This is a genomic window from Micromonospora sp. NPDC005172, assembly GCF_040608555.1.
GTDB lineage: Bacteria > Actinomycetota > Actinomycetes > Mycobacteriales > Micromonosporaceae > Micromonospora.
On record NZ_JBEXIL010000032.1, the window covers coordinates 1 to 21,609 of the forward strand.

Genomic DNA, 21,609 nt, shown 5'->3' on the forward strand with positions numbered 1-21,609 from the left:
CATCCTCCACAAACCCTTACCCTACGGGGTTTGTTGTTTGCTACGGGGGGCGACGTCCCCCCCGGCGGGGGCCGCCCCGCCGGGGGGGTGCCGGCCGGCGACGGGGGAGTGGCGGGCGGGGAACGGCGTCGGTCGTCGGCAGGGGCGTGGAAGCGGGAGCATCCGGGGGTGTCGGCGGGCCCGTTCCGGGTACGCCCGCGCCATGACCGTCCTGGCCCGGCGCCGTCCCGCCGCCCGACCCCGTCCCGCGCGGCCCGGCCCCCTGCGACCGGGCGGCCCGGTTTCGCGGCCCGCCGCCCGGCCGGGTGCGCGATGAGAGCAGCCCCGATCCGCATCGTCGCCGCGCGTCGTCCGCCGGCCCGGGTGACCGGTGGGGGACACCGTCGCCCGGCGGTAGGCGTCGTCGAGCCGGCGACCCCGCCTCGGCCGTCCACCGGCGCGGACCTGTCCTGACCAGGGCATCCAGCTACCCGGTTCCGCCGCTCGGGCCGTCGGCTGGCACCTACGGTCGGATCAGGACCTGCGAGGGTGGGACGGGCGATGGCTGACGAGCACCGGGCGAAACCGCGACGCTGGGACGGACGACGCCACACGCCGACCGGGCCGGACCCGGCGCTGCGCGCCGCCCGCGATCCGGCCCGCCCGCACCGGGGTGGTCGGCAGGGTGTCGTGATGCCCGAGCGGGTGGACAGTCCGGCCCGCTCGGCGCCGCCGGCCAGCCCGCTGCGGCGGTGGCTCTTCGAGCACCAGGTGCAGCCACCCGGCCCGGAGACGGCCGAGGGGCAGAACCGCCGGCACGCCTGGTGGCAGGTGATGTGCCTGACCGGCGTGGACTACTTCTCCACCCTGTCGTACCTGCCGGGCATCGCGGCGGTGGCCGCCGGCGCGCTCTCGCCGCTGGCGACCCTGTTGATCGTCGCGCTGACCCTGTTCGGCATGCTGCCGATGTACCGCCGGGTGGCCCAGGAAAGCCCGCACGGGCAGGGCTCGGTGGCGATGCTGGAGCGACTGCTGCCGTTCTGGCGGGGCAAGATCTTCGTGCTCGTGCTGCTCGGGTTCGTGGCCACCTCGTGGATCATCACGATCACCCTGTCCTCGGCCGACGCCACCGTGCACCTGCTGGAGAACCCGTACCTGCCGGACGCCCTGCACGGCCGGGCGGTGCCGGTGCTGGTCACGGTCGCGCTGCTGCTCGTCCTCGGCGGGGTGTTCCTGCTCGGCTTCCGCGAGGCCGTGGTGGTCGCCATCCCGCTGGTGGCGGTCTTCCTCGTGCTCAACGCGGTGATCGTGGTGGTCGCGGTGGCCCGGATCGCCGACGATCCCGCCATCGTGTCGGACTGGACGGCGGCCCTGACGGCGAGCGGCGGGGGACCGGGCCACGTGCTGCTCACCGCCGTGCTGGCCTTCCCGCTGCTGGTGCTGGGGCTGTCCGGTTTCGAGACCGGAGTCAGCATGATGCCCCTGGTGGCGGCCGACGGACCGGACCGGGCAGCACGGCTGGCCGCCCGCATCCGCAACACCCGGCGGCTGCTCACCACCGCCGCCTTGATCATGTCGGTGTACCTCATCTCGACGACGTTCGTGACCACGGCGCTCGTCCCGGCCGCCGAGTTCCGGCCGGGCGGCGCGGCGAACGGACGGGCGCTGGCCTTCCTGGCGCACACCCATCTCGGCGAGGTGTTCGGCACCGTCTACGACGTGAGCAGCGTGCTCATCCTCTGGTTCGCCGGGGCGTCGGCGATGGCCGGGCTGATCAACATCGTGCCCCGCTACCTGCCCTCGTACGGCATGGCACCGGAGTGGGCACGCGCCGTCCGCCCCGTGGTGATCGTCTACACCGTGGTCAGCGTCGCCATCACCATCGCCTTCCGCGCCGACGTCAACGCCCAGGCCGGCGCGTACGCCACGGGGATCCTGGCGATGATGGTCTCCGGCGCGGTGGCGGTGACCATCTCGGCGATCCGGCGTCGCCACCGTGCCGGGGCCGTCGGCTTCACCGTGCTGACGTTGGTGCTGCTGTACGCGTTGCTGGAGAACGTCATCGAGCAGCCGGACGGGATCACCATCTCGGCGCTGTTCATCCTCGGCATCGTCGCGGTGTCGTTGATCTCCCGGATCACCCGGACCACCGAGCTGCGCGCCGAGCGGATCGAGTTCGACGAACCGGCCCGCCGGTTCGTCGCCGAGTCGCTGGCCCACGACGGGCAGTTGCACCTGATCGCGAACAAGCGGCAGAGCGGTTCGGTGAAGGAGTACACGATCAAGGAGCGGGCGCAGCGGGGGATGAATCCGGTGCCCGGGGCGGCGGACGTGCTGTTCCTGGAGATCGACGTGGTGGACCCGTCGGGGTTCAGCCAGGTGCTGCAGGTGCACGGCGTCGAGGTGGCCGGCTTCCGGGTGCTGCGGGCCAGCAGCCCGGCCGCGCCGAACGCGATCGCCGCGATCCTGCTCGCGCTGCGGGACGCGACCGGGGTACGTCCGCACGCGCACTTCGAGTGGTCCGAGGGCAGCCCGATCGCGCACCTGCTGCGCTATCTGATCCTCGGTCGGGGGGACACCCCGCCGGTGGTGCGGGAGATCATCCGCCGTACCGAGCGGGACCCCCTGCGTCGTCCCGGCATCCACGTCGGCGGGTGAACCGAGCCCTCTAGTGCCGAAGGTGCCGAAAAAGATGAATGGCAGCACTATTCACGTTCACACCCTCCTGTCCGTATTGCGGTCATATCGTGACCTCTGGTGGTCGGCGGCACGTCCGGCCCCCCCGCGCCCGGATGCGGCGTGGTCATGGCACGTACGCAGGAAGGCAGGCACCGGATGTCCACGTACCGACCAGGAGACCGCCCAGCCCGACCCCGACGGCGGTCCCGATGGTTCCTAGCCGGCGGGCTGCTGGCCGGGAGCCTGGTGGTGGGGGCGGCCGGCGTGGCCGGCGTCGCCGCCGCCGCCGACCGTGACCTCTCCCTCGGAGTCCTGGGGAGGTTGACCTCCGCGGCCGATCGCGACGACGACCGGCGGTCCGGAGACGGGTCCACCCCGGAGCGCGGCGGGGAGGACGCCGAGCGGGCCCGGCCGCACACTCCGGGGACCGGCAAGCGGGGCGTGGTCGAGGTGCCCTGCGACGCGGCGAAGCTGGTGGCCGCGCTGGTGACGGCCAACGCGGAGGGCGGCGGGGAGCTGCGGCTCGCTCCCCGGTGCCGGTACACGCTGACCGAGGCGTTCCACGAGACCGACCAGTACGACGGTGGGATTCGTGACGCCCGGGAGCAGGCCGACGCCGCGGAGACCCCCGGGGACGCCGACGCCCCGCCGCACAACCCGGCCGACGACACGGCCGGCCTGCCGGTGATCTACCAGCCCATCACCGTCGACGGGGCCGGCGCGACCATCGCGCGCGACGCCCAGGCCGAGGCGTTCCGCTTCTTCACCGTCCGCGACGGGGGCGAGCTGACCCTGCGCGACGTCGAGCTGCACAACGGCCGCTCGGCCATCGAGGGCGGCAGCGTGCACGTCGTGCACGGCGCGACGGCGGTGGTGGAACGGGTCACCGTCACCCAGAGCACGTCGCTGTCGCCCGAGGGCGGTGGCGGTGGGATCTTCAACGACGGCAACATGGTGGTCACCGACTCCACGTTCGTCGGCAACAGCGCCTCGGGCGCCGCGGGCAAGGGCGGGGGCCTGCTCAACGGCGGTGTGCTGACGGTCAAGCGTTCGGAGTTCCGCCACAACAGCGCCAACGGGTACGGCGGCGGGCTCGGCAACTACCGGGGCGCGGCGGACGTGGACACCAGCACGCTCGCCGAGAACAGCGCCGGGCAGGGCGGCGGCCTGGCCAGCTTCTCGGCCCGGACCAAGGTCTACGACACCGAGCTGCTGAACAACACCGCACAGGTCGGCGGCGGCGCCGCCAACTCCGACGCGGTGCTCGTGATGCGCAAGATGACCATTCGCGGCAACACCTCCACCGTCAACGGCGGCGGCATCTCGACCGTCAAGGGTCTGCTGCCCCTCGACGACAGCGTGGTCGCCGGCAACACCACGCACGGCATCGGCGCCGGCATCTACGCCGAGAAGTCCAACCTGCTCGTCCGCGGCAGCGACGTGACCGGTAACGAGGCGGTCGGCGCGACGTCCAAGGGCGGTGGCATCTACGCCTCCGCGGGTTCGGTGGCGCTCTACACGACCAAGGTCACCCACAACGCGGCCACGGTGAAGCCGGGCGGCATCTTCGCCGAGCACGCCCAGATCAAGATCGACGACGAGAGCGTCGTCGTCGAGAACGAGCCGACCAACTGCGAGGGCAGCGCCGTACCGATCGCCCACTGCTTCCGCTGAGGCCTGCCAGCGTCATCCATCCTGAGCACATCCGCCCGCCCGGACAGCGTCCGGGCGGGCGTGCTCGTCCCGTCGCCGCAGCCACGCCTCCGAACCAGCCTCCTAGGACGGCCCAGGCGGTGTGGCAACCCCGACCGCCCGCGCCCGCTCTGCGGGGGATCGAGCCGGCGACCCCGGACGTCGAACGGCCCGCGCCCTGCACGGGCGCGGGCCGTTCGACGGCGTCGGTCCTACTTGGACGGCTCGGGTAGCTTGCACTTCACCTTCGGGTTGGCCCCGATGTAGTTCAGCGGTCCGGCCACGACCGTGACCAGGATCGTCCCCGCCTCGGCGCAGTTGGTGTCGTCGCCGCTGTAGTACCCGCGCTGACCGCCGGCGATCGCACCGATCACCAGCCAGATCACGACGATGACTCCGAGTATCGAGGTGCCGCGCATCGCTGCCTCCTGAAGGAATGTGGTGTATCTGAGGTGCAGGCGTTGTACCCAATCGGGTCGCGCGGCTAACGGTGATCGGAAGGCGTGCCCGGCGGCATCGTCCGTCCGGCTGATGTCGGCATCAGCCGCCCGCACCACGTATCGGCGGGCTGCTATCGGATCGCCGACCCACCCGGCCGTCGCAGCGGGCAGCGGACGTAGAACTGCCTCACGGCCCGCCGAGGAGGACCCATGGACGTCCCGACACCGTCGCTGCACATCGACCGCCCCGAGGACGTCGCGGTCGCCGCCCGCGCGCTCGCCGGCGGCGCGATCGTCGCGGTGGCGTTCGCCAACGTCTACGCCCTCGTGACCCGCCCCGACCCGGCCACCGTGCGCCGGGTCAACCTGGCCAAGGGCCGCGCGGCTCACCAGGTCGGCAGCATCACCACCGCGATCGGGCGGATCCCGGGGATGTTCGACTGGTCCCGCATCTCGCCGCGATTGCCGGTCGGCCGGGTGCGGGCCCTGATGGACGCCCTCTACGGGGGCGGTCCGTTCGGCTTCCGCGGGCCGGCCGCCGACCGGTTGCCCGAGCACCTGACACAGGTCGACAGCGGTCTGCGTACCGCCCAGGTCATCGCTCCCGGTCTCACCTGCCCGTCCAACACGTTCTTCGAGCGGGCGCTCGCCGAGACCGGCACCGACCACCTCTACATCACGTCGGCGAACCGGTCCCGGCACCACACCGGGGCCGTCGACGAGCCGGCGCACTGGAAGGCCGGCGCGCTCACCGCCGACTTCGCCCACCTCGACGACCTGGTGGTGCTCGCCCACCCGGACGAGGCGGTGGCCCGTGCCGCCTACCCGGGTTACCTCACCACCTCGGTGACCCTGCTCTCGTTCCACGCGCCCGTCGGCGAGCTGGAGGAGCCGCCGGTGTTGACCGTGGACCGGCACGGCTCGCTGCACGTCGACGACGTACGCCGCGCGGCCGTGCCACTGGGCCTCCAGGTCCGCCTCGGCGACAACGCCGGGCAGCGGCTACAGGCCCGGGCGTACGCGGGCGCGTTGGTGTGAACCGGCCGCCGGCCGGCGGCCGGTTCAGTGCGGCGGTGCGGGGGACTCCGGCGGCTTGCCTCGACTGCGGAGGTGGTCCGCGTACGCGACCCCGGCCAGCACCACCAGCGCGCCGAACGAGGCGGCCAACGGTGGCAGGTACATCGCCGCGGGCGCGATCGTCAACAGGGCCAGGAGGCCGCCGGCCCGGGACGGCGACACCCTGCTGAACACCTCGTACTCGAACGAGGACCGACCCACCAGGAACAGTGCCGGGCCGCCGAGGATCACCGCCACCCAGGCCGGCGGCGTACGGCCGGGGTGGTCGTGCAGCACCAGGTCGAACCCGGAGGCGGTGGTCACCACTCCGGCGATCATCAGCAGGTGGGTGTACGGCGCGGTGAACAGGAACCTCCCCGGCGCGCCGGACATCTTGATCGCCGACGGCAGCAGTTGGCCGGACTTGTGGACGTAGATCCGCCACAGCAACAGGGTGGTCGCGAACGCCACGGCGAACGACACGATGTTCTGCGCCTCGGTGTGGTTCAGGTTGAACATCGTGCCGATGGTCAGGATGGCGTCGCCGAGGGCGATGATGAAGAACTGCTGGTACCGCTCGGAGAGGTGCTCGGCCGTGACGTTGCGCTGCGGCTCCGGCACCACCCCGAGCCCGGGCACCGGGTACGCGAGCCGGAAGCCCGTGTAGTCGATGGCCAGCGCGATGGCCCAGCACGCCATCCGGGCGTCGCCGGCGACGAACCCGCCGATGATCCAGGGGATCGCCGACACGGCGAACCAGGCGAAGATGCGTAACGCCCTGCGCTGGGTCTGCGGTTGGCGGCGCACGGCCGGCATCAGGAACAGCCCGCGGCCGAGGTGGATGACCACGTACGTGCCGGCGAAGACGAGGCCGCGCGCGCCGAACGCCTCCGGGATCGCGGTGGTCATCAGCAGGGCGCCGAACATGACGGCGGAGATCAGCAGCTTGATCTCGGTTCGTTCCGGGTCGTACAGGTCGGTGACGAGGGTGGTGATCGCCCACGTCCACCAGACGGCGGCCAGGAGGATCAACGCCTGCCCGGCGCGATGCCAGTCGAGCTGGGTGACCATGCCCCGCGAGATGAGCGCGAGCGCCACCACGTAGACCAGGTCGAAGAAGAGTTCGAGCAGCGTCACTCGTCGCGGGGACTCCGGGTCGCGTACCGGTGGTCGGGACCTCTCCGGGCCGGGCTCCGGCGCGGGGAGGTGCACGCTCGCTCCTGCGGTGCCGGTGGACTCGGCGGACCGTCCGGCCCACCTCGACCGACGCTAGCCAGCAGCGCCGCGCGCCACCTGGGGATTCGTCCCCTCGTCCCCCGACCGGGGTGGTCGATCACGGGCAGCGGCGGGCACCCTTCGTGACGCGGCCGGAACGAGCGAACCCCCGGTCGTCCGCGCGGAAGACCGGGGGTTCACGGTGGCAGTTCAGCCCTGGTCGCCGCCGGGCAGCACCGCGGCCGCCTCGTCACCGACGCCGGCCAGCAACCGGGCCTGCTGGGGCCAGGTGGCCAACCCGGGCGCGGCGCGCAGACCGGCGGCCCGGATCAGGTCGCGCAGCGCCGGCTCGTCCAGCGCGCCGAGCTGGCCGTAGGTACGCACGCCGGCCGCCTGCAACGCGGCGGCCATCTTCGGCCCCACACCCTGGATACGGCGGAAGTCGTCGGCCCGGCCCGTCGGGTCGGTGTCCGCGCTCGCCGCCGTGGCCGGCGTGGTGTCGGCGTCCCGGACCGGCGGCGTGGCCCGCACCGGCTCGGCGTCGTCGACGTCCGCCGCCGTCCCGGCCGGCGTCGCCTCGTTGTACGACGTCTCAGCCGGCGTGGTGTCGACCGCCGTGGTGTCGACCGGCGTCGTGTCGAGCGGCGAGGTCTCAGCCGGCGTGGCGTCGACCGGCGTGGTGTCGGCCGGCGTGGTGTCGGCCGGCGTGGTGTCGGCCGGCGTGGTGTCGGCCGGCGTGCTGTCGGCCGCCGTGGTCGCGACCGGCGTGGCGACGGCCGGCTCTGCCGGCTCGGCGTCGGTCTCGGCGGCGTCAGTCGTGCTCAGGCCGGCGTCGACCGGGTGGACCGGCGTGGTGTCGACCGGGCTGGTCTCGACCGGGCTGGTCTCCGCCTGTGCGGTCTCGGCCGGGGTGGCCTCGGGCGACGGCGTGTCGGTGCTGTCGTCCAGCGGCTGGCGCGGGGCGATCACGGTCGCCGGGCCGGACTGCTCGTCGGCAGTGACCGGCTCGTCGATCTCGTCGGTCCGCTCGGCGGCGGGAACGGGCGGCGGGGGGTCGGTGAGGGCCATGTCGCCCGGGTCGACGGCGTTCGGCGTGGAATCGTCCGAGGTGGTCACGGCGGCAGGCGCGCTGACCGTGTCCACCGGGGCCGGCTCGTCGGCCACCACCACGGGCGGGGAGTCGATGCTCGCCGCCGGTCGGGCCTCGTCGGTCGTGGCCGGTGGCTCCGGGCTGCTGACAACGGCCAGACCAGCGACGGGATCACCGTCCACGATGGGCCTGCCGGTGACCCCCGCGCTCTGCCGGCCGCGCAGCAACCATCCGGCGGCCAGGCCCAGCAACAACGCCACTACCACTATCAGCGAGTGTCCGATAGACCACTCCACGGCGAACCTCCCTCTCACGTCGTCGAGAAAGTCACGAGAAAAACTCGCCGCAGCTTCGCACACGCGCTCGGACGACGACAGAGAGGACTGGCCGTATGGCGCGCGCCGTCGTCCGTCACCGCGTGTGGTGCGCGACGGGTGACGCAGCGTCGCCCCGGACCGTCCACCCGCCCAGGCCGTCGTCGCGCCCCGACCAGCGCCGCAAGCGTGCCCCGACCAGCGCGGCGACCGACCACGGGGCATGGACAGAGGACGACCCGGGCCGGCGCTCGCACGCCGTACCCGGGTCGGTGGTGCCGTGGTCAGTCCTGGTCGCCCTCGTAGGTGTGAAAGTCGTCGACGAAACGGCGTCGCAGCGGGGGCACCCGGCTGGTCACTCCGAAGTAGCCACGCGCGCCGAGCAGCGCGAGTCGCCCGACCACCGGACGGTACATCCGGTCGTCGCCGCTGGTGCCGCTGCGGTTCAGCGATTCGGCGACCCGCGCGAAGCCGTAGGGCACCATCGCGGCCTCGTAGTCCGCCACGGCCTGCACGAGCGTCTTGTCCCCGGTGACGGCGCTGGACAGGTGCCGGCAGAGCAGCCGGGCGTCGCGCAGCGCGGTGTTGGCCCCCACCCCGCGCCCCGGCGTCATCGTGTGGATGGCGTCCCCGAGCAGTGTGACGGTGCTGCTCTTCCAGGGTGGCGTCGGTTCGGACGTGCTCACCTTGATCGGCAGGACGCTGCCCGGATCGCTGATCCGCAGCAGTTCCCGCAGGTGTGGATGCCAGTTGGGAGTGAGGTCCAGCGCGACCCGTTTCAGGTCCTCGCCCCGGCGTTGCAGCACGTCGACCGGGAACCGACGGGCCGTACTCCAGATGATGAGGTTGATGTAGTCGGCGCTGGTGTTCTCCGACAGGCCGGACCAGGCCCGGAGCAGGGCGGCGTCCTCGTCGTTGACGCCGGACTTGATCGCCCCGTCGGGGCTCCACTTGAACTCCATCACGTGCAGCACGCCCATGGTGCCGCCGGCGCCGAAGATGAGCGAGATGCCCTTGCCGACCCGCTCGGGCACGAGGTCGCGGGTCTGCGGGGTCAACGGGATGCGGGTGGCGATGTTGATGGTGCCGGCGTCGCGGGTGACCGCGTGCGGGAGGTACTGGTGGCGTACCGCCGAGTGCGTGCCGTCCGCCGCCACCAGCAGGTCACCGGTGGCGCTGCTCCCGTCGGCGAAGTACGCGGTGACCGTGCCGTCGTCACGCTGCTCGTACCGGACGAAGGTCTTGCCGAAGTGCACCACGTCGGCCAGGCCGGTGAGCAGCACCTGGCGCAGCACCGTCCGGGCCACCGAGTGTTCGGTGCGTACGGGATCGACCGCCGGACGCAGCTCGAACGACGCGGTCTCCCGAAGCCGTTGCGTGACGACGTTGAAGTAGCTCGGCGGCCGGGCGCAGGTGGCCAGGAACGTGGCGAACAGCTGTGGCGGCAGGCAGTCACGCAGCGCCCGGCTGCCGGTGGGACCGATGCCCACGCGGTATCCGAGCAGCCCCTCGCCGCTGTGCCGGTGGCGCTCGTAGACGGCCACGCTGATCCCGGCGCGACGCAGCCCGTGCGCCAGGCACAGGCCGCCCGTGCCGGCACCGATGATCAGGACGTGCGGTCCTGCGGTGGACATGTCAGCCCGCCGGGTGGGGTGCCGCCGCGTCGACCGCGTCCCAGCGGTAGAAGCAGTCGGCGATGGCGTCCTTCGGGGAGCGCCAGGTCGACAGGTACGGCGAGGTGTGCGCGGCGAGCCGTTCGTTGACCTGCTGGAACAGCGGGTGGTTGCGGGCGGCCGCGAGGGCGCCCGGGTTCACGTCCGAGGTCTCGATGAGATGCACGAACACGTCGTGCAGGCAGTACAGGGACCGGTGCGTGACGCCGGTGAGACCGGGCAGTTCGGTGGCGTCGGACTCGGCGAAGATCTGGGCGACCCGCCCCTCCGCGCCCGGGATGATCCGGCTGACGATCAGTAGACGACTCATGGGACCCCTTCCGCCGGTGGCCGATCCCGACCCGGGGGCCGGTGGTCACGTGCTCGATGCGGTCACCGTGCCGTAGGACGTGTCACGTCACCGTCACGTCGGCCGTCCGGCCGGTGACGGCCGCGCGGCGGTGTCCCGCCCGGTGGCGGGGCGGCTGGCCGCCCGGATCGGGGCGAGCGTGTCGTCGAGCAGCGCGCTCATCGCCGGGCTGGGTTCGAGGCGCAGCTCCCGGCGCAGCAGGTCCCGGTAGACGTAGAAGGCGTGTACGGCCTCGAAGGCGTTGCCCTCGGCGAGGTGGATGCGTACCACCAGTCGGTGCGGCGTCTCGCGCAGCGGCTCGGCGGCCATCGCCTCCAACGCGGCCTCCAACGCCTCGCCGTGTCGACCCGCGGCGAGGTGCTGGGCGGACACCTGCTCCAGCATGTGCAGACGCAGTTGCCGCAGCCGCTCCCGGTCCAGCAACACCCAGTCGTCGTACCAGCCGGGCAGCAGGTCGTGCCGGCCGGCGGCGAGCGCGCCGGCGGTGGTCCGCGGGTCGTCGCCGTTGCGGACCCGCTCGGCCGTCCCGACGAGGTCGTCCACGTCGAGGCGTACGGCCGGGGCCAGCCGGACGGTGTCGCCGGCCACGGTCATCGGGCAGCACGGGTCCTGCCGCAGCCGCCACAGCGCGGTCCGCAGCGAGGACAGCGCCCGTTCCTCGGACACGTCGGGCCACAGCAGCCCGGCCACCTGGCTGCGGGTGGCGCCGGGGCGCAGCCCGATCAGCGCGATCACCCGTTGCAGCCCGCGCGGCACCACGATGTGCGCGGTGGCGTGCAGAAGGCGGAAACCGCCGAGCAGGTGCAGCGTGAGGTCGCCCTCGCCGGGACCTCCGGCGGTCGGCACGGACGGATCAGCGGCCACGGCGGCACCCCCTGCGGAACGCTCGTCCCGACTGTCTGCTGTGTCCCGGATCGACTGCCCGCGCCGCCACCGTCGACTCCGTCGATGGAATCCGACCACGGCTGTCCAGGCATGGCACCACCCGCGGAGCCGCCGGGCTGACCACCGTGAAGATTATCAATAACAGTCACGGTGCGTCAACGCCGACGGCGGCTTGTCGTCGCTCACCAGGTAACCATGAAATCGGTTCCGAACTGCTAAAACATCAATTCGTCGGGGCGCGCTGCACACAAGGGACGCATAGCTCATGCACAGGTTGCGTCAACGCAGCGTCACCGTTGGGCGTCGCTGCCCGGTCCGTCGCCGTGACGCCGTCGTGACGACGGCTCCCGCATCGTGGCGGCAGTCGTCCAGCGCGTCCGCAGGCTCGTCGAGCCGACCTGGACGCCGTGGGGGGAGGCCCAGCCATGGACCGATCGCTGATCGTCGCGAAGGTGGTACCGACCGCCGAGGAACGGGTCGCCGAGATCTTCGCCGAGTCGGACGCGACCGAGCTGCCGCGCCTGGTCGGCGTCCGGCACCGCGCGCTGTACCGACTGCACGACCTCTACGTGCACCTGCTGGAGACCGAGCATCCGGCGCAGCCGGCGGTGGAGGCCGCCCGGGAACACCCCGAGTTCGTCCGGGTCAGCGACCGGCTACGGCCGTACGTCTCGCCGTACCTGTCGACCTGGAGCTCCCCGCGCGACGCGATGGCGCACTGCTTCTACCGGTTCGACGCCCCGGACGCCGGGGGACGCTCGTGACCGCCACCGCGGGGCAGGAGGAACAGCTCTGGTCCCGGTGCGCTGGCTGCGCGACCCTGCTCTACCGCAAACGGCTGCGACGCAACCTCGACGTCTGCCCGGAGTGCGGCGCACACTCCCGCCTCGGCGCGCCGGAGCGGCTGCGGCTGCTCGCGGACCCGGGCTCGCTGCGCCTGCTGCCCGACCGGGTGCCCGAGGCGGACCCGCTGGAGTTCGTCGACGTGCTGCCGTACCCGCACCGGCTCACCGCGGCGCGCGCCGCCACCGGCCTGCCCGAGGCGGTCCTCTGTGGCACCGCCACCATCGGCGGGCACCCGGCCGCCCTGGCGGTGATGGACTTCCGGTTCCTCGGCGGCAGCCTCGGCGTGGCGGTGGGCGAGCTGATCACCCGGACCGCCGAGCGGGCGCTCGACGACCGGGTGCCGCTCGTCCTGGTCACCGCGTCCGGCGGGGCGCGGATGCAGGAGGGCGCCCTGTCGCTGATGCAGATGGCCACGGTCAGCCAGGCCATCGCCGCGCTGCGCGAGGCGGGTCTGCTCACCGTCAGCGTGCTCACCGACCCGACCTACGGCGGGGTGGCGGCGTCGTTCGCCACCAACACCGACCTGGTGCTCGCCGAGAGCGGCGCGCGGATGGGGTTCGCCGGGCCACGGGTCATCCGCCAGGTCACCGGCCGGGCGTTGCCCGAGGGGTTCCAGACCGCCGACTTCCTGCTGCGCCACGGTCAGGTGGACATGGTGGTGCAGCGCCGGTCGTTGCGAGGTTGCCTGGCGGCCCTGCTGGCCGCGGCCCGCGCCGGCCGTCCGACGCGCACACCCGTACCCCGGCAGGAGCCGGCGCGGCACCACGAGCGCCTGGCCGACGCGGTCCCACCGGACGGGCAGCGTCCGCCGGCCGGCGACGGCCCGCAGCCGACGACGCACGACGCGTGGGAGACCGTGCGGACGGCCCGCCACCCGGGCCGACCCACGACCCTGGACTATCTGGACTCCGTCTTCGACGGGTTCGTCGAGCTGCACGGCGACCGGCTCGGCGGGGACTGTCCCGCGGTCGTCGGCGGTCTCGCGCGGTTGGCGAGCCGGCACGTGATGGTGATCGGTCACCAGAAGGGCCACACCACCGCCGACCTGGTCGCCCGCAACTTCGGCATGGCCAGCCCGGCCGGGCACCGCAAGGCGCTACGGCTGATGCGTCTCGCCGCCCGACTGGGCCTGCCGGTGATCACCCTCGTCGACACACCCGGCGCCGACCCGGGGATCAACGCCGAGGAGCAGGGCCAGGCCGCGGCCATCGCGGAGAACATCCTCACCCTCACCGTGCTGCCGACCCCCGTCGTCACGGTGATCACCGGTGAGGGCGGCAGCGGTGGCGCGCTGGCCCTCGGCGTCGCCGACCGGGTGCTGATGCTCCAACACGCCGTCTACTCGGTGATCAGTCCGGAGGGCTGCGCCGCCATCCTCTGGCCGGACCGCTCGGCGGCGCCGCAGGCGGCCCGCGCGCTGCGGCTGACCGCACCCGACCTGTGCCGCCTCGGCGTCGTCGACGAGATCGTCCCCGAGCCGGCCACGGCCGCCCACGACGACCCGGCCGAGACCGCCCGGCGGCTGCGCGCCGCGCTGCTGGCCAACCTGCTACCGCTGCTGGACGTGCCGCCCGCCATGCTGGTCCGCCTACGGCGGCAGCGCTTCCGCCGGTTCGGCGCCACCCGCGCCGGCGCCCAGGTGGGTGCTCGATGACGGCCGGCGCCACCGTGTCCACCGCCGACGGCCCGAACGGCCGGGCGGACGTCGACGGGCGCCTCCCGGCGAACGGACCGCAGGAGACCGACACGGACCACGAGGAGGTGCTGGCGGGACTGCGTCGACAGGCGCGCCACCTGCTCGCCGAGCTGGCCGGACCGGTACGCCGGATCCGGCTGCGCAGCGGGACGACGGTGCTCGAGGTCGAGTGGCACCCGGGCGAGGCGGCCGCCGGATCGGACGTACCCCCGGTTCTGCCGCAGGCCGTCACCACGCCGCTGCCGACCGTGGCCGTGCCCGGCCCGCCGGCCGCGCTGATCCGGCCCCCGGTGCCCGGACGCGCCGCGGTCCGGGCGCCGATCGTCGGCACCTTCTACCGGGCGCCGGAACCTGGCGCGCGGCCGTTCGTCGCGGTCGGCGACCTGGTCCGCCCCGGCCAGCCGGTCGCGATCGTCGAGGCCATGAAGCTGATGAACGAGGTGAGCGCCGACCGGGCCGGTCGGGTCGTCGCGATCCTCGTCGAGGACGGTCAGCCGGTGGAGTACGACCAGCCGCTGGTCGAGCTGGATCCGGCCTGACGGCGGGGGTGACCACGTGTTCGAGACCGTGCTGATCGCCAACCGGGGCGAGATCGCCCTGCGGGTGCTGCGGGCCTGCCGCGAACTCGGCATCCGCACGGCGGTGGTCTACTCCGCCGCCGACGCGGACTCCGCAGCCGTCCGCCTCGCCGACCAGGCCGTCCGGATCGGACCGGCGTCCAGCCGACGCAGCTACCTCAACGCCGCCGCGATCGTGGAGGCGGCCCGACAGGTGGGCGCGCAGGCCGTGCATCCCGGGTACGGGTTCCTCTCCGAGGACGCCGACTTCGCCGAGATCTGCGCGGACAACGGCCTGACGTTCATCGGCCCGCCGCCGGCGGTGATGGCGGCGCTCGCCGACAAGTCCTCGGCCCGGGCCCTGATGAGCCGGGCCGGGCTGCCGCTGCCGGCGGGCAGCGTCGCGCCGGTGCCGACCGCCGTCGCGGCGGCCGAGGTCGCCGACGCCGTCGGCTATCCGGTGATCGTGAAGGCCGCCGCCGGTGGCGGCGGCCGGGGGATGACAGTCGTGCGCCGCCCGACCGAGTTGGCCCGGGCGTACGCGCGGACCCGGGCCGCCGCCCAGGCCGCCTTCGGCGACGACCGGGTGTACGTCGAGCGCTACCTCACCGAGGCGCGGCACGTCGAGGTGCAGGTGCTCTGCGACGCCCACGGCAACGGCGTGCACCTGGGCACCCGGGACTGCTCGGTGCAGCGCCGGCACCAGAAGCTCGTCGAGGAGGCGCCCGCTCCGGCGCTGTCCGCCGCGACCCTCGACAGCATCGCCGAGACCGCGCTCCGGGGCGCTCTGGAGGTCGGCTTCGTCGGCGCCGGCACGCTGGAGTTCCTGGTCGACGCCGAGGAACGCTTCCACTTCCTGGAGATCAATTGTCGGATCCAGGTGGAGCACCCCGTCACCGAGATGGTCACCGGGATCGACCTGGTCCACGAGCAACTGCACATCGCGGCCGGTGTGCCGCTGCGGTGGCGGCAGGAGGAGATCCGGCTGCGCGGCGTCGCGGTGGAGTGCCGTGTCAACACCGAGGACCCGGCGCGCGGCTTCGCCCCGACACCCGGACGGTTGGAGCGGTTCACCCCGCCGGGCGGACCGTTCACCCGAGTGGACACCCACGCCCGCGCCGGCTACCTGGTCGGCCCCTGGTACGACTCCCTGCTGGCCAAGGTCGTGGTCTGGGCGCCCGACCGGGAGCTGGCGCTCAACCGGCTGGAACGAGCCCTCGACGAGTTCGACATCGCCGGCCCGGGCGTGCACACCACCATCGGATTCGTCCGACGGGTGCTCGACGACGCCGGGTTCCGCAAGGGCCGCTACACCACCGGCCTCGTCGACCGTCTGCTCGCCGCGCCCGCACCGCAGCCGGCGACCACCCCCACACCTCGCGCCGCGCCCGCCGCGGAGCCCGACGTAACCCACAGGAGGACACGATGACCGTCACCCATGGTCGCCCGATGACCGCCGAGATCACCGACATCCTGGTGGCGCACTGCGGCCTGGACGCCGACGCCGCGGCCCGTACGCCCGCCGCGTCCCTGGAGGAGCTGGGCATGGACTCGCTCGCCCTGCTGGAACTCTCCGCGGTCGTCGCCGACCGGTGGCAGGTGAGCATCCCGGAACAGGCCGGGCAGTTGAGCATCGGGGCGGTGGCCGACCTCGTCGCCCGCCGCACCGACCCACCCGGGCACACCGAGAACTTCGTGGTCATCGAGGCGCCGCTCGCCGTGGTCTGGGACGTCACCAACGATGTCGCGAACTGGACCGAGCTGTTCACCGAGTACGCCGTGGTGGAGATCCTGCACCGCGACGGGCACACCGTGCGGTTCCGCCTCACCATGTACCCCGACGAGAACGGGGTGGCCTGGAGCTGGGTCAGTGAACGCACCGCCGACCCGGTCAGCCGTCAGGTGCGGGCGCACCGGGTGGAGACCGGGCCGTTCGAGTACATGCGGATCCACTGGCGCTACACCGAGGAGGCCGGTGGCACGCGGATGACCTGGACGCAGGACTTCGCCATGAAGCCGACCGCGCCCGTCGACAACGCCGCCATGACCGAACGGATCAACACCAACAGCGTCATCCAACTCGCGGTCATCAAGGACCGGGTCGAGCGGATTGCCCGCGAACGCGCCGGACAGGTCGGTCCGGTCGCCGGTCTCGCCGGGACGGAGGCCGGCGATGAGTGATCTGGGCACCCGGCTGATCGTGGCATCAGACGTACCGGCCGACCGGCGACGCGGTGGCGAGCTGCGGGTGCTGCTCGGCCCCCGCACCGTCGGCAGCACCTCCGGTTTCCTCGGGGTGGCGACGCTCGCGCCGGGGGAGCGGATCGCCGAGCACTACCACCCCTACAGCGAGGAGTTCCTGTACGTGGCACGCGGCGCGATCACCGTGGACCTGGACGACCAGCCGACCCAGGTGGCCGCCGGCGAGGCTCTGTTCGTGCCGGTCAACGTGCGGCACCGGCTGCGCAACACCGGCTCGGAGTCGGCCGAGGTGGTCTTCCACCTGGGTCCGCTCGCCCCGCGCCCGGAGCTGGGGCACGTCGACACCGAACTCGTCGAACAGCGGGGCGGATCATGACCGCCCGTCGGACCGTGGTCACCGGTGTGGGTGTGGTCGCTCCCGGCGGCGCCAGCCGGGACCGGTTCTGGAAGACCATCACCGAGGGACGTACGGCCACCCGGCGGATCAGCTTCTTCGACCCGTCGCCGTTCCGCTCGCAGATCGCCGCCGAGTGCGACTTCGACCCGGTCGCCGCCGGGCTCACCGACAGCGAGCGGCGGCGCGCCGACCGGTACGTGCAGTTCGCGCTGGCCTGCTCCACCGAGGCCATCGCCGACGCCGGCCTGGTGCTCGACGACGCCGAGCGGGACCGTGCCGGGGTGGTGCTCGGCACCGCCGTGGGCGGCACGATGGCCCTGGAGCAGGAGTACGTGCGGGTCAGCGAGCACGGTCGGCGGTGGCTGGTCGACGCGGCGCTCGGCGGCCCGTACCTCTACCAGGCGCTGGTGCCCAGCAGCCTCGCCGCGGACGTGGCCTGCCGGCACGGGCTGCACGGCCCGGCGCAGGTGGTCTCCACCGGCTGCACGTCGGGCATCGACGCCATCGGCTACGGCCACCAGATGATCGTGGACGGTGAGGCGGACATCGTGCTGGCCGGTGCGGCCGACTCGCCGATCTCGCCGGTCACCGTCGCCTCGTTCGACGCGATCAAGGCGACCAGTCCCGACAACGACGACCCGGCGCACGCGTCCCGCCCGTTCGACGCCGACCGGCACGGGTTCGTGCTGGCCGAGGGTGCGGCAGTGCTGGTGCTCGAGGAGGCCGAGCACGCCCGACGGCGCGGCGCCCACGTCTACTGCGAGGTCGCCGGCTACGCCAGCCGCAGCAACGGCTACCACATGACCGGGCTGCGCCCCGACGGGCTGGAGATGGGCCTCGCCGTCACCGACGCGTTGCGGCAGGGCCGGATCATCCCCGAACAGGTCTCCTACATCAGCGCACACGGCTCGGGCACGCGGCAGAACGACCGGCACGAGACGGCCGCCTTCAAGCGGGCACTGGGCCAGGCCGCGTATCGGGTGCCGATCAGCTCCATCAAGTCGATGATCGGGCACTCACTCGGGGCCATCGGGTCGATCGAGATGGCCGCCTGCGCCCTCGCGATCGAGTTCGGTGTCGTACCGCCGACGGCCAACTGGAGCACCCGCGACCCGGAGTGCGACCTGGACTACGTACCCAACGAGGCGCGGGAGGTGCCGGTGAACGTGGCACTGTCGGTGGGCAGCGGGTTCGGCGGCTTCCAGTCGGCGATGGTGTTCCGCCGGCTCCCGGCGGCGGCGTGAGCACCGCCCGGGCGGTCGTCACCGGCATCGGTGTGGTCGCGCCCAGCGGCGTCGGCGTGGACGCGCACTGGCGTACCGTGCTGGCCGGCACCCGGCGCACCGGACCGATCACGCTCTTCGACCCGGCCGGCTATCCCACCCGTTTCGGCGGCGAGGTGCCCGACTTCGCGGCCGAGTCGTACGCCGAGAGTCGGCAGCTCGTACAGACCGACAGGTGGACGCACCTCGGCTTCGCCGCCACCCGCCTCGCGCTGGCCGACGCGGGGCTGCCCGAGAAGGCGCCCGACCCGTACGGGTACGCGGTGGCCCTGGCCAGCTCGTCCGGGGGCAACCTGTTCGGGCAGCGGGAACTGCAACGGCTCTGGGGTGGGCAGTCGCGCACCGTCGGCGCGTACCAGTCGATCGCCTGGTTCTACGCCGCCAGTGTCGGACAGCTCTCCATCCACCACCAGTTCAAGGGGCCGAGCGGGGTGCTGGTCGCGGAGACGGCCGGAGGGCTGGACAGCCTCGCGCACGCCGCCCGCGCGGTGCGCCGCGGTACGCCCGTGGTGATCGCCGGGGCGACCGAGTGTCCACTGAGCCCGTACGCCCTGGCCTGCCAGCTACGTTCCGGACTGCTCAGCGACGTCGCCGACCCGGAGCGGGCGTACCGGCCGTTCGACGCGGCGGCCAGCGGCTACCTGCCGGCCGAGGGCGGCGCGGTGTTCGTGGTGGAGGAGCTGGGGCACGCGCTGGCCCGGGGCGCCCGGATCTACGGGGAGGTGAGCGGCTGGGGCGCCACCCACGACGCCGCGCACACCACCGCCGACAGCGCCGGAGATCCCATCCAGTACGCGCGGGCGATGCGGCTGGCCCTGGACCGGGCCGGCGTCGCGGCGACCGCAATCGACGTGGTGCTGCCCGACGCCCTCGGCGTACCCCGGTACGACCGCAGCGAGGCGGCGGCGCTGCGCGCCGTGTTCGCCGACGGGCCGCCCCCGGTGACTACGCAGAAACCGTTGACCGGCCGGGCGCACCAGGGCGGCTCGGCGCTGGACGTGGCCACCGCGCTGCTGGCGTTCGCGCACGACACGCTGCCCGCCTCGGCCAGCCCCGACGAGGTCGCCGACGGGTGCGAGCTGGACTTCCTGCGCGAGCACCGCCGGCCGCGCAGTCGCCTCGCGCTGGTCTGCGCGCGGGGCTTCGACGGGTTCAACAGCGCGCTGGTCCTGCGGGGGGCCGCGCCGACGAGGGGAGAGATGCCGTGAGCGAGCAGCGGGCCCGAGTGGTCTTCCTGGTCCGGGTGCCGGAACCGCGCACCGAGCAGTTCCTCGCCGCGTACGAGGAGATCCGGCACCTCGTCGCCGACGGCGTGCCGGGGCACCTGGTGGACCAGGTGTGCCGCTCGTCGACCGACCCGGAGCAGTGGCTGATCACCAGCGAGTGGGCGGACCTTTCCGACTTCGAGGCGTGGGAGCGCACCGAGGAGCACCGTGACCTGGTCCGTCCGATGCGGGAGTGCTTCACCGACGCCCGTTCGCTGCGCTTCACCATCCACGCCCAGACCCCGGACGAGGTGCCCCTCACGGCCGCCGGAGGAAGCACGGCCGTTTGATCCACACCAACTCGCCGATGTGGGGGTATCCGGACGTCCGGATACCCCCACATCGGCGAAATGGAGTCGATCACGGACAGCGGACCAGCACGGGCGGCGGGCGTGAACGAGTGGTCGGCGTCGGTATGTGGCAATCGGTCCGGGCGCTCATTTTGATCTAGCCATTTGCATCTAGCGATGCCGCGCGCGGCTGTCGTAGGGTTCCGGCAGCACCTCGAAAGATGCCAAAAATTGGCTCCTATGCCCTACTTTGCGCTGCGCGTCGAATGGTGGGGGCAATGACTCATGTCGCCGAAAACCTTACGGTAGATGACCCCGGCTGGGTGGACGAAGTCCTGTTCGCCGGCCGTCCGACCGATGTTTGTCTCCGCCTACCGGAACCGATCGACCGGGCCACCCTGCACCGGTTGGTAACCGCCGCGCAGGATCGGCTGACCGCGGCCGGACTGCGTCCCGGCGGCGCTGCCGCGCTGCGGTTGCCGCCGTCGCTGGCGTACGTCGTCAATCTGCTCGCCACGTGGCGAGCCGGCGGGCAGGCCATCCTGCTCGACCACCGGCTCACCGACCACGAGGTGGACCGAGCGCTGACCCGGCTCACCCCACAGGTGGTGGTCGCCCCGCTGCGCACCGGCGGCGGCGCGTTGAAGGTGTTCGTCGACGTCACCGAGAGCGTCACCCGGTACGCGGACAGTCCAGCGGTCAGCGGTCACGCCGTGATCCAGCTCAGCTCCGGCTCGACCGGCCCGTCGAAGGTGATCGGCCGGACCGCGGCCGACCTGGTCGCCGAGGTGCGCCGCTACACCCGGATCGACGGTGTGGCGCTGCCCGGTGAACGGATCATCCTGCTGCCGTCCATGGTGCACGTGCTCGGCCTGGTCGGCGGCCTGCTCTACGGGCTGCACGCCGGCGTGGAGCTGGTGCCGCCGCAGCGGCTCAGCGGCGACGCCGTGCTGGCCGCAATCGCCGCCGAGGCCACGCCGGCCACGGTGCTGGGCGTGCCGTTCCACATCGGTCTGCTCGCCTCCACCCGGCCGTCCAGCCCGCTGCCGCAGTTCCAACGGATGACCACCGGCGGCGAGCTGGTGCCCGCCGCGGTGGCCCAGGCGTTCACCGACCGCTACGGGGTGCCGCTGGGCAACATGTACGGGATGACCGAGGTCGGGGTGATCGGCACCGACCTGCACGGTGCCCACCGCCCGTCGATCGCTCCGGCGCCCGGCATCGAGGTCCGCGAGTCCGGCGGCGAGCTGTGGGTGTCCTGCCCGGCGTCGCCGTACGTCGGGTTGAGCGACCCGACCCGTTGGGCCGACGGCTGGCTGCACACCCGTGACGCCGGCACCGTCGACGCCGACACCGGCCTCGTCACCGTGCGCGGTCGGCTCGACTCGCAGGTCTCCGTGGGCGGATTGAAGGTCGACCTCAGCGAGGTGGAGGCGACCGTCACCGAGCTGCCGGGCGTGGCCGCCGCCGTGGTGGTGTGGGACGAGGGCATCACCGCGTACGTCCAGCCGGACGGCCCCCTGTCGGAAGAGATGCTGGACAAGCTCCTCGCCGAGCGGCTGGCCGGCTACAAGCGACCCCGGGTGCTGCGCCTGCTCGACGCGTTGCCGCGCACCACCACCGGCAAGCTGGTCCGCTCGACCGACGTGCTGCGCTCGGCGGTGACGTCGTGACCGGCCCGCTGCGCCACCTCGACGTGGA

Annotated in this window: 19 protein-coding genes and 1 pseudogene; 14 read left to right on the plus strand and 6 right to left on the minus strand. The window is 72.9% G+C overall.

The features are described from left to right. Window positions 1-312: 312 nt before the first annotated feature. The 3 genes from ABZV06_RS21280 (at window position 313) to ABZV06_RS21290 (ending at window position 4,332) form a co-directional block, all read left to right on the plus strand. Entirely contained in the window at window positions 313-453 is a 141-nt protein-coding gene (locus ABZV06_RS21280) for a hypothetical protein (RefSeq protein ID WP_355239019.1), read from the plus strand. A 219-nt stretch (window positions 454-672) separates the two neighbouring features. Next, complete coding sequence (locus ABZV06_RS21285) at window positions 673-2,637, plus strand: amino acid transporter (protein ID WP_355239347.1); 1,965 nt, start codon at window positions 673-675, stop codon at window positions 2,635-2,637. Window positions 2,638-2,814: 177 nt separating this feature from the next. Continuing rightward, window positions 2,815-4,332: a hypothetical protein gene (locus ABZV06_RS21290; protein WP_355623557.1), complete on the plus strand. Its 1,518-nt coding sequence runs from the start codon at window positions 2,815-2,817 to the stop codon at window positions 4,330-4,332. A 230-nt stretch (window positions 4,333-4,562) separates the two neighbouring features. On the opposite strand, the gene ABZV06_RS21295 is transcribed toward ABZV06_RS21290, so the two are convergent. Continuing rightward, window positions 4,563-4,769, minus strand: a complete 207-nt coding sequence (locus tag ABZV06_RS21295; protein WP_355239014.1) for a hypothetical protein — start codon at window positions 4,767-4,769, stop codon at window positions 4,563-4,565. A 231-nt stretch (window positions 4,770-5,000) separates the two neighbouring features. Here ABZV06_RS21295 and ABZV06_RS21300 point away from each other — a divergent pair, with 231 nt between their 5' ends. Next, window positions 5,001-5,828: a hypothetical protein gene (locus ABZV06_RS21300; RefSeq protein ID WP_355623560.1), complete on the plus strand. Its 828-nt coding sequence runs from the start codon at window positions 5,001-5,003 to the stop codon at window positions 5,826-5,828. Window positions 5,829-5,852: 24 nt separating this feature from the next. Here ABZV06_RS21300 and ABZV06_RS21305 read toward each other — a convergent pair whose 3' ends face one another. The 5 genes and pseudogenes from ABZV06_RS21305 to ABZV06_RS21325 all read right to left on the minus strand — a co-directional run bounded on the left by ABZV06_RS21305 (window position 5,853) and on the right by ABZV06_RS21325 (window position 11,351). Further along, the gene (locus ABZV06_RS21305; RefSeq protein ID WP_355623563.1) at window positions 5,853-7,058 is read right to left on the minus strand and encodes a low temperature requirement protein A; all 1,206 of its coding nucleotides are present in this window, start codon (window positions 7,056-7,058) and stop codon (window positions 5,853-5,855) included. A gap of 213 nt (window positions 7,059-7,271) precedes the next feature. Then, a pseudogene (locus ABZV06_RS21310) lies at window positions 7,272-7,508 on the minus strand (hypothetical protein); the annotation flags it as partial. A gap of 1,241 nt (window positions 7,509-8,749) precedes the next feature. Then, the gene (locus ABZV06_RS21315) at window positions 8,750-10,099 is read right to left on the minus strand and encodes an NAD(P)/FAD-dependent oxidoreductase (RefSeq protein ID WP_355623566.1); all 1,350 of its coding nucleotides are present in this window, start codon (window positions 10,097-10,099) and stop codon (window positions 8,750-8,752) included. Between the two features lies 1 nt (window position 10,100). Next, window positions 10,101-10,448 carry a TcmI family type II polyketide cyclase gene (locus ABZV06_RS21320; RefSeq protein ID WP_355239002.1) on the minus strand — a complete coding sequence of 116 codons (348 nt, stop codon included), beginning with the start codon at window positions 10,446-10,448 and terminating at the stop codon, window positions 10,101-10,103. Between the two features lie 93 nt (window positions 10,449-10,541). Next, a complete protein-coding gene (locus tag ABZV06_RS21325; RefSeq protein WP_355623569.1) occupies window positions 10,542-11,351 on the minus strand; it encodes a BTAD domain-containing putative transcriptional regulator in 810 nt (269 codons plus the stop codon). A gap of 446 nt (window positions 11,352-11,797) precedes the next feature. On the opposite strand from ABZV06_RS21325, the gene ABZV06_RS21330 reads away from it, so the two are divergent. The 10 genes from ABZV06_RS21330 (at window position 11,798) to ABZV06_RS21375 (ending at window position 21,581) form a co-directional block, all read left to right on the plus strand. Further along, window positions 11,798-12,136 carry a TcmI family type II polyketide cyclase gene (locus ABZV06_RS21330; protein ID WP_355238996.1) on the plus strand — a complete coding sequence of 113 codons (339 nt, stop codon included), beginning with the start codon at window positions 11,798-11,800 and terminating at the stop codon, window positions 12,134-12,136. Continuing rightward, complete coding sequence (locus tag ABZV06_RS21335; protein WP_355238993.1) at window positions 12,133-13,872, plus strand: acetyl-CoA carboxylase carboxyltransferase subunit alpha; 1,740 nt, start codon at window positions 12,133-12,135, stop codon at window positions 13,870-13,872. Before ABZV06_RS21330 ends, ABZV06_RS21335 begins: the two co-directional genes overlap by 4 nt. Beyond that, window positions 13,869-14,453: an acetyl-CoA carboxylase biotin carboxyl carrier protein gene (gene accB, locus ABZV06_RS21340; RefSeq protein WP_355238990.1), complete on the plus strand. Its 585-nt coding sequence runs from the start codon at window positions 13,869-13,871 to the stop codon at window positions 14,451-14,453. Before ABZV06_RS21335 ends, accB begins: the two co-directional genes overlap by 4 nt. 16 nt (window positions 14,454-14,469) lie before the next feature. After that, entirely contained in the window at window positions 14,470-15,900 is a 1,431-nt protein-coding gene (locus ABZV06_RS21345) for an acetyl-CoA carboxylase biotin carboxylase subunit (RefSeq protein ID WP_355238987.1), read from the plus strand. Beyond that, a complete protein-coding gene (locus tag ABZV06_RS21350) occupies window positions 15,897-16,652 on the plus strand; it encodes an SRPBCC family protein (RefSeq protein ID WP_355238984.1) in 756 nt (251 codons plus the stop codon). Before ABZV06_RS21345 ends, ABZV06_RS21350 begins: the two co-directional genes overlap by 4 nt. Next, a complete protein-coding gene (locus tag ABZV06_RS21355; protein WP_355238981.1) occupies window positions 16,645-17,049 on the plus strand; it encodes a cupin domain-containing protein in 405 nt (134 codons plus the stop codon). Before ABZV06_RS21350 ends, ABZV06_RS21355 begins: the two co-directional genes overlap by 8 nt. Further along, on the plus strand, window positions 17,046-18,314 hold the full coding sequence (locus ABZV06_RS21360) for a beta-ketoacyl-[acyl-carrier-protein] synthase family protein (RefSeq protein WP_355238978.1): 1,269 nt from the start codon (window positions 17,046-17,048) through the stop codon (window positions 18,312-18,314). Before ABZV06_RS21355 ends, ABZV06_RS21360 begins: the two co-directional genes overlap by 4 nt. Next, window positions 18,311-19,561 carry a beta-ketoacyl synthase N-terminal-like domain-containing protein gene (locus tag ABZV06_RS21365; RefSeq protein WP_355238975.1) on the plus strand — a complete coding sequence of 417 codons (1,251 nt, stop codon included), beginning with the start codon at window positions 18,311-18,313 and terminating at the stop codon, window positions 19,559-19,561. The genes ABZV06_RS21360 and ABZV06_RS21365 overlap by 4 nt, the downstream gene beginning before the upstream one ends. Next, window positions 19,558-19,908: an antibiotic biosynthesis monooxygenase family protein gene (locus ABZV06_RS21370; RefSeq protein WP_355238972.1), complete on the plus strand. Its 351-nt coding sequence runs from the start codon at window positions 19,558-19,560 to the stop codon at window positions 19,906-19,908. Before ABZV06_RS21365 ends, ABZV06_RS21370 begins: the two co-directional genes overlap by 4 nt. A 278-nt stretch (window positions 19,909-20,186) precedes the next feature. Further along, complete coding sequence (locus ABZV06_RS21375) at window positions 20,187-21,581, plus strand: class I adenylate-forming enzyme family protein (RefSeq protein WP_355238969.1); 1,395 nt, start codon at window positions 20,187-20,189, stop codon at window positions 21,579-21,581. Window positions 21,582-21,609: the final 28 nt, after the last annotated feature.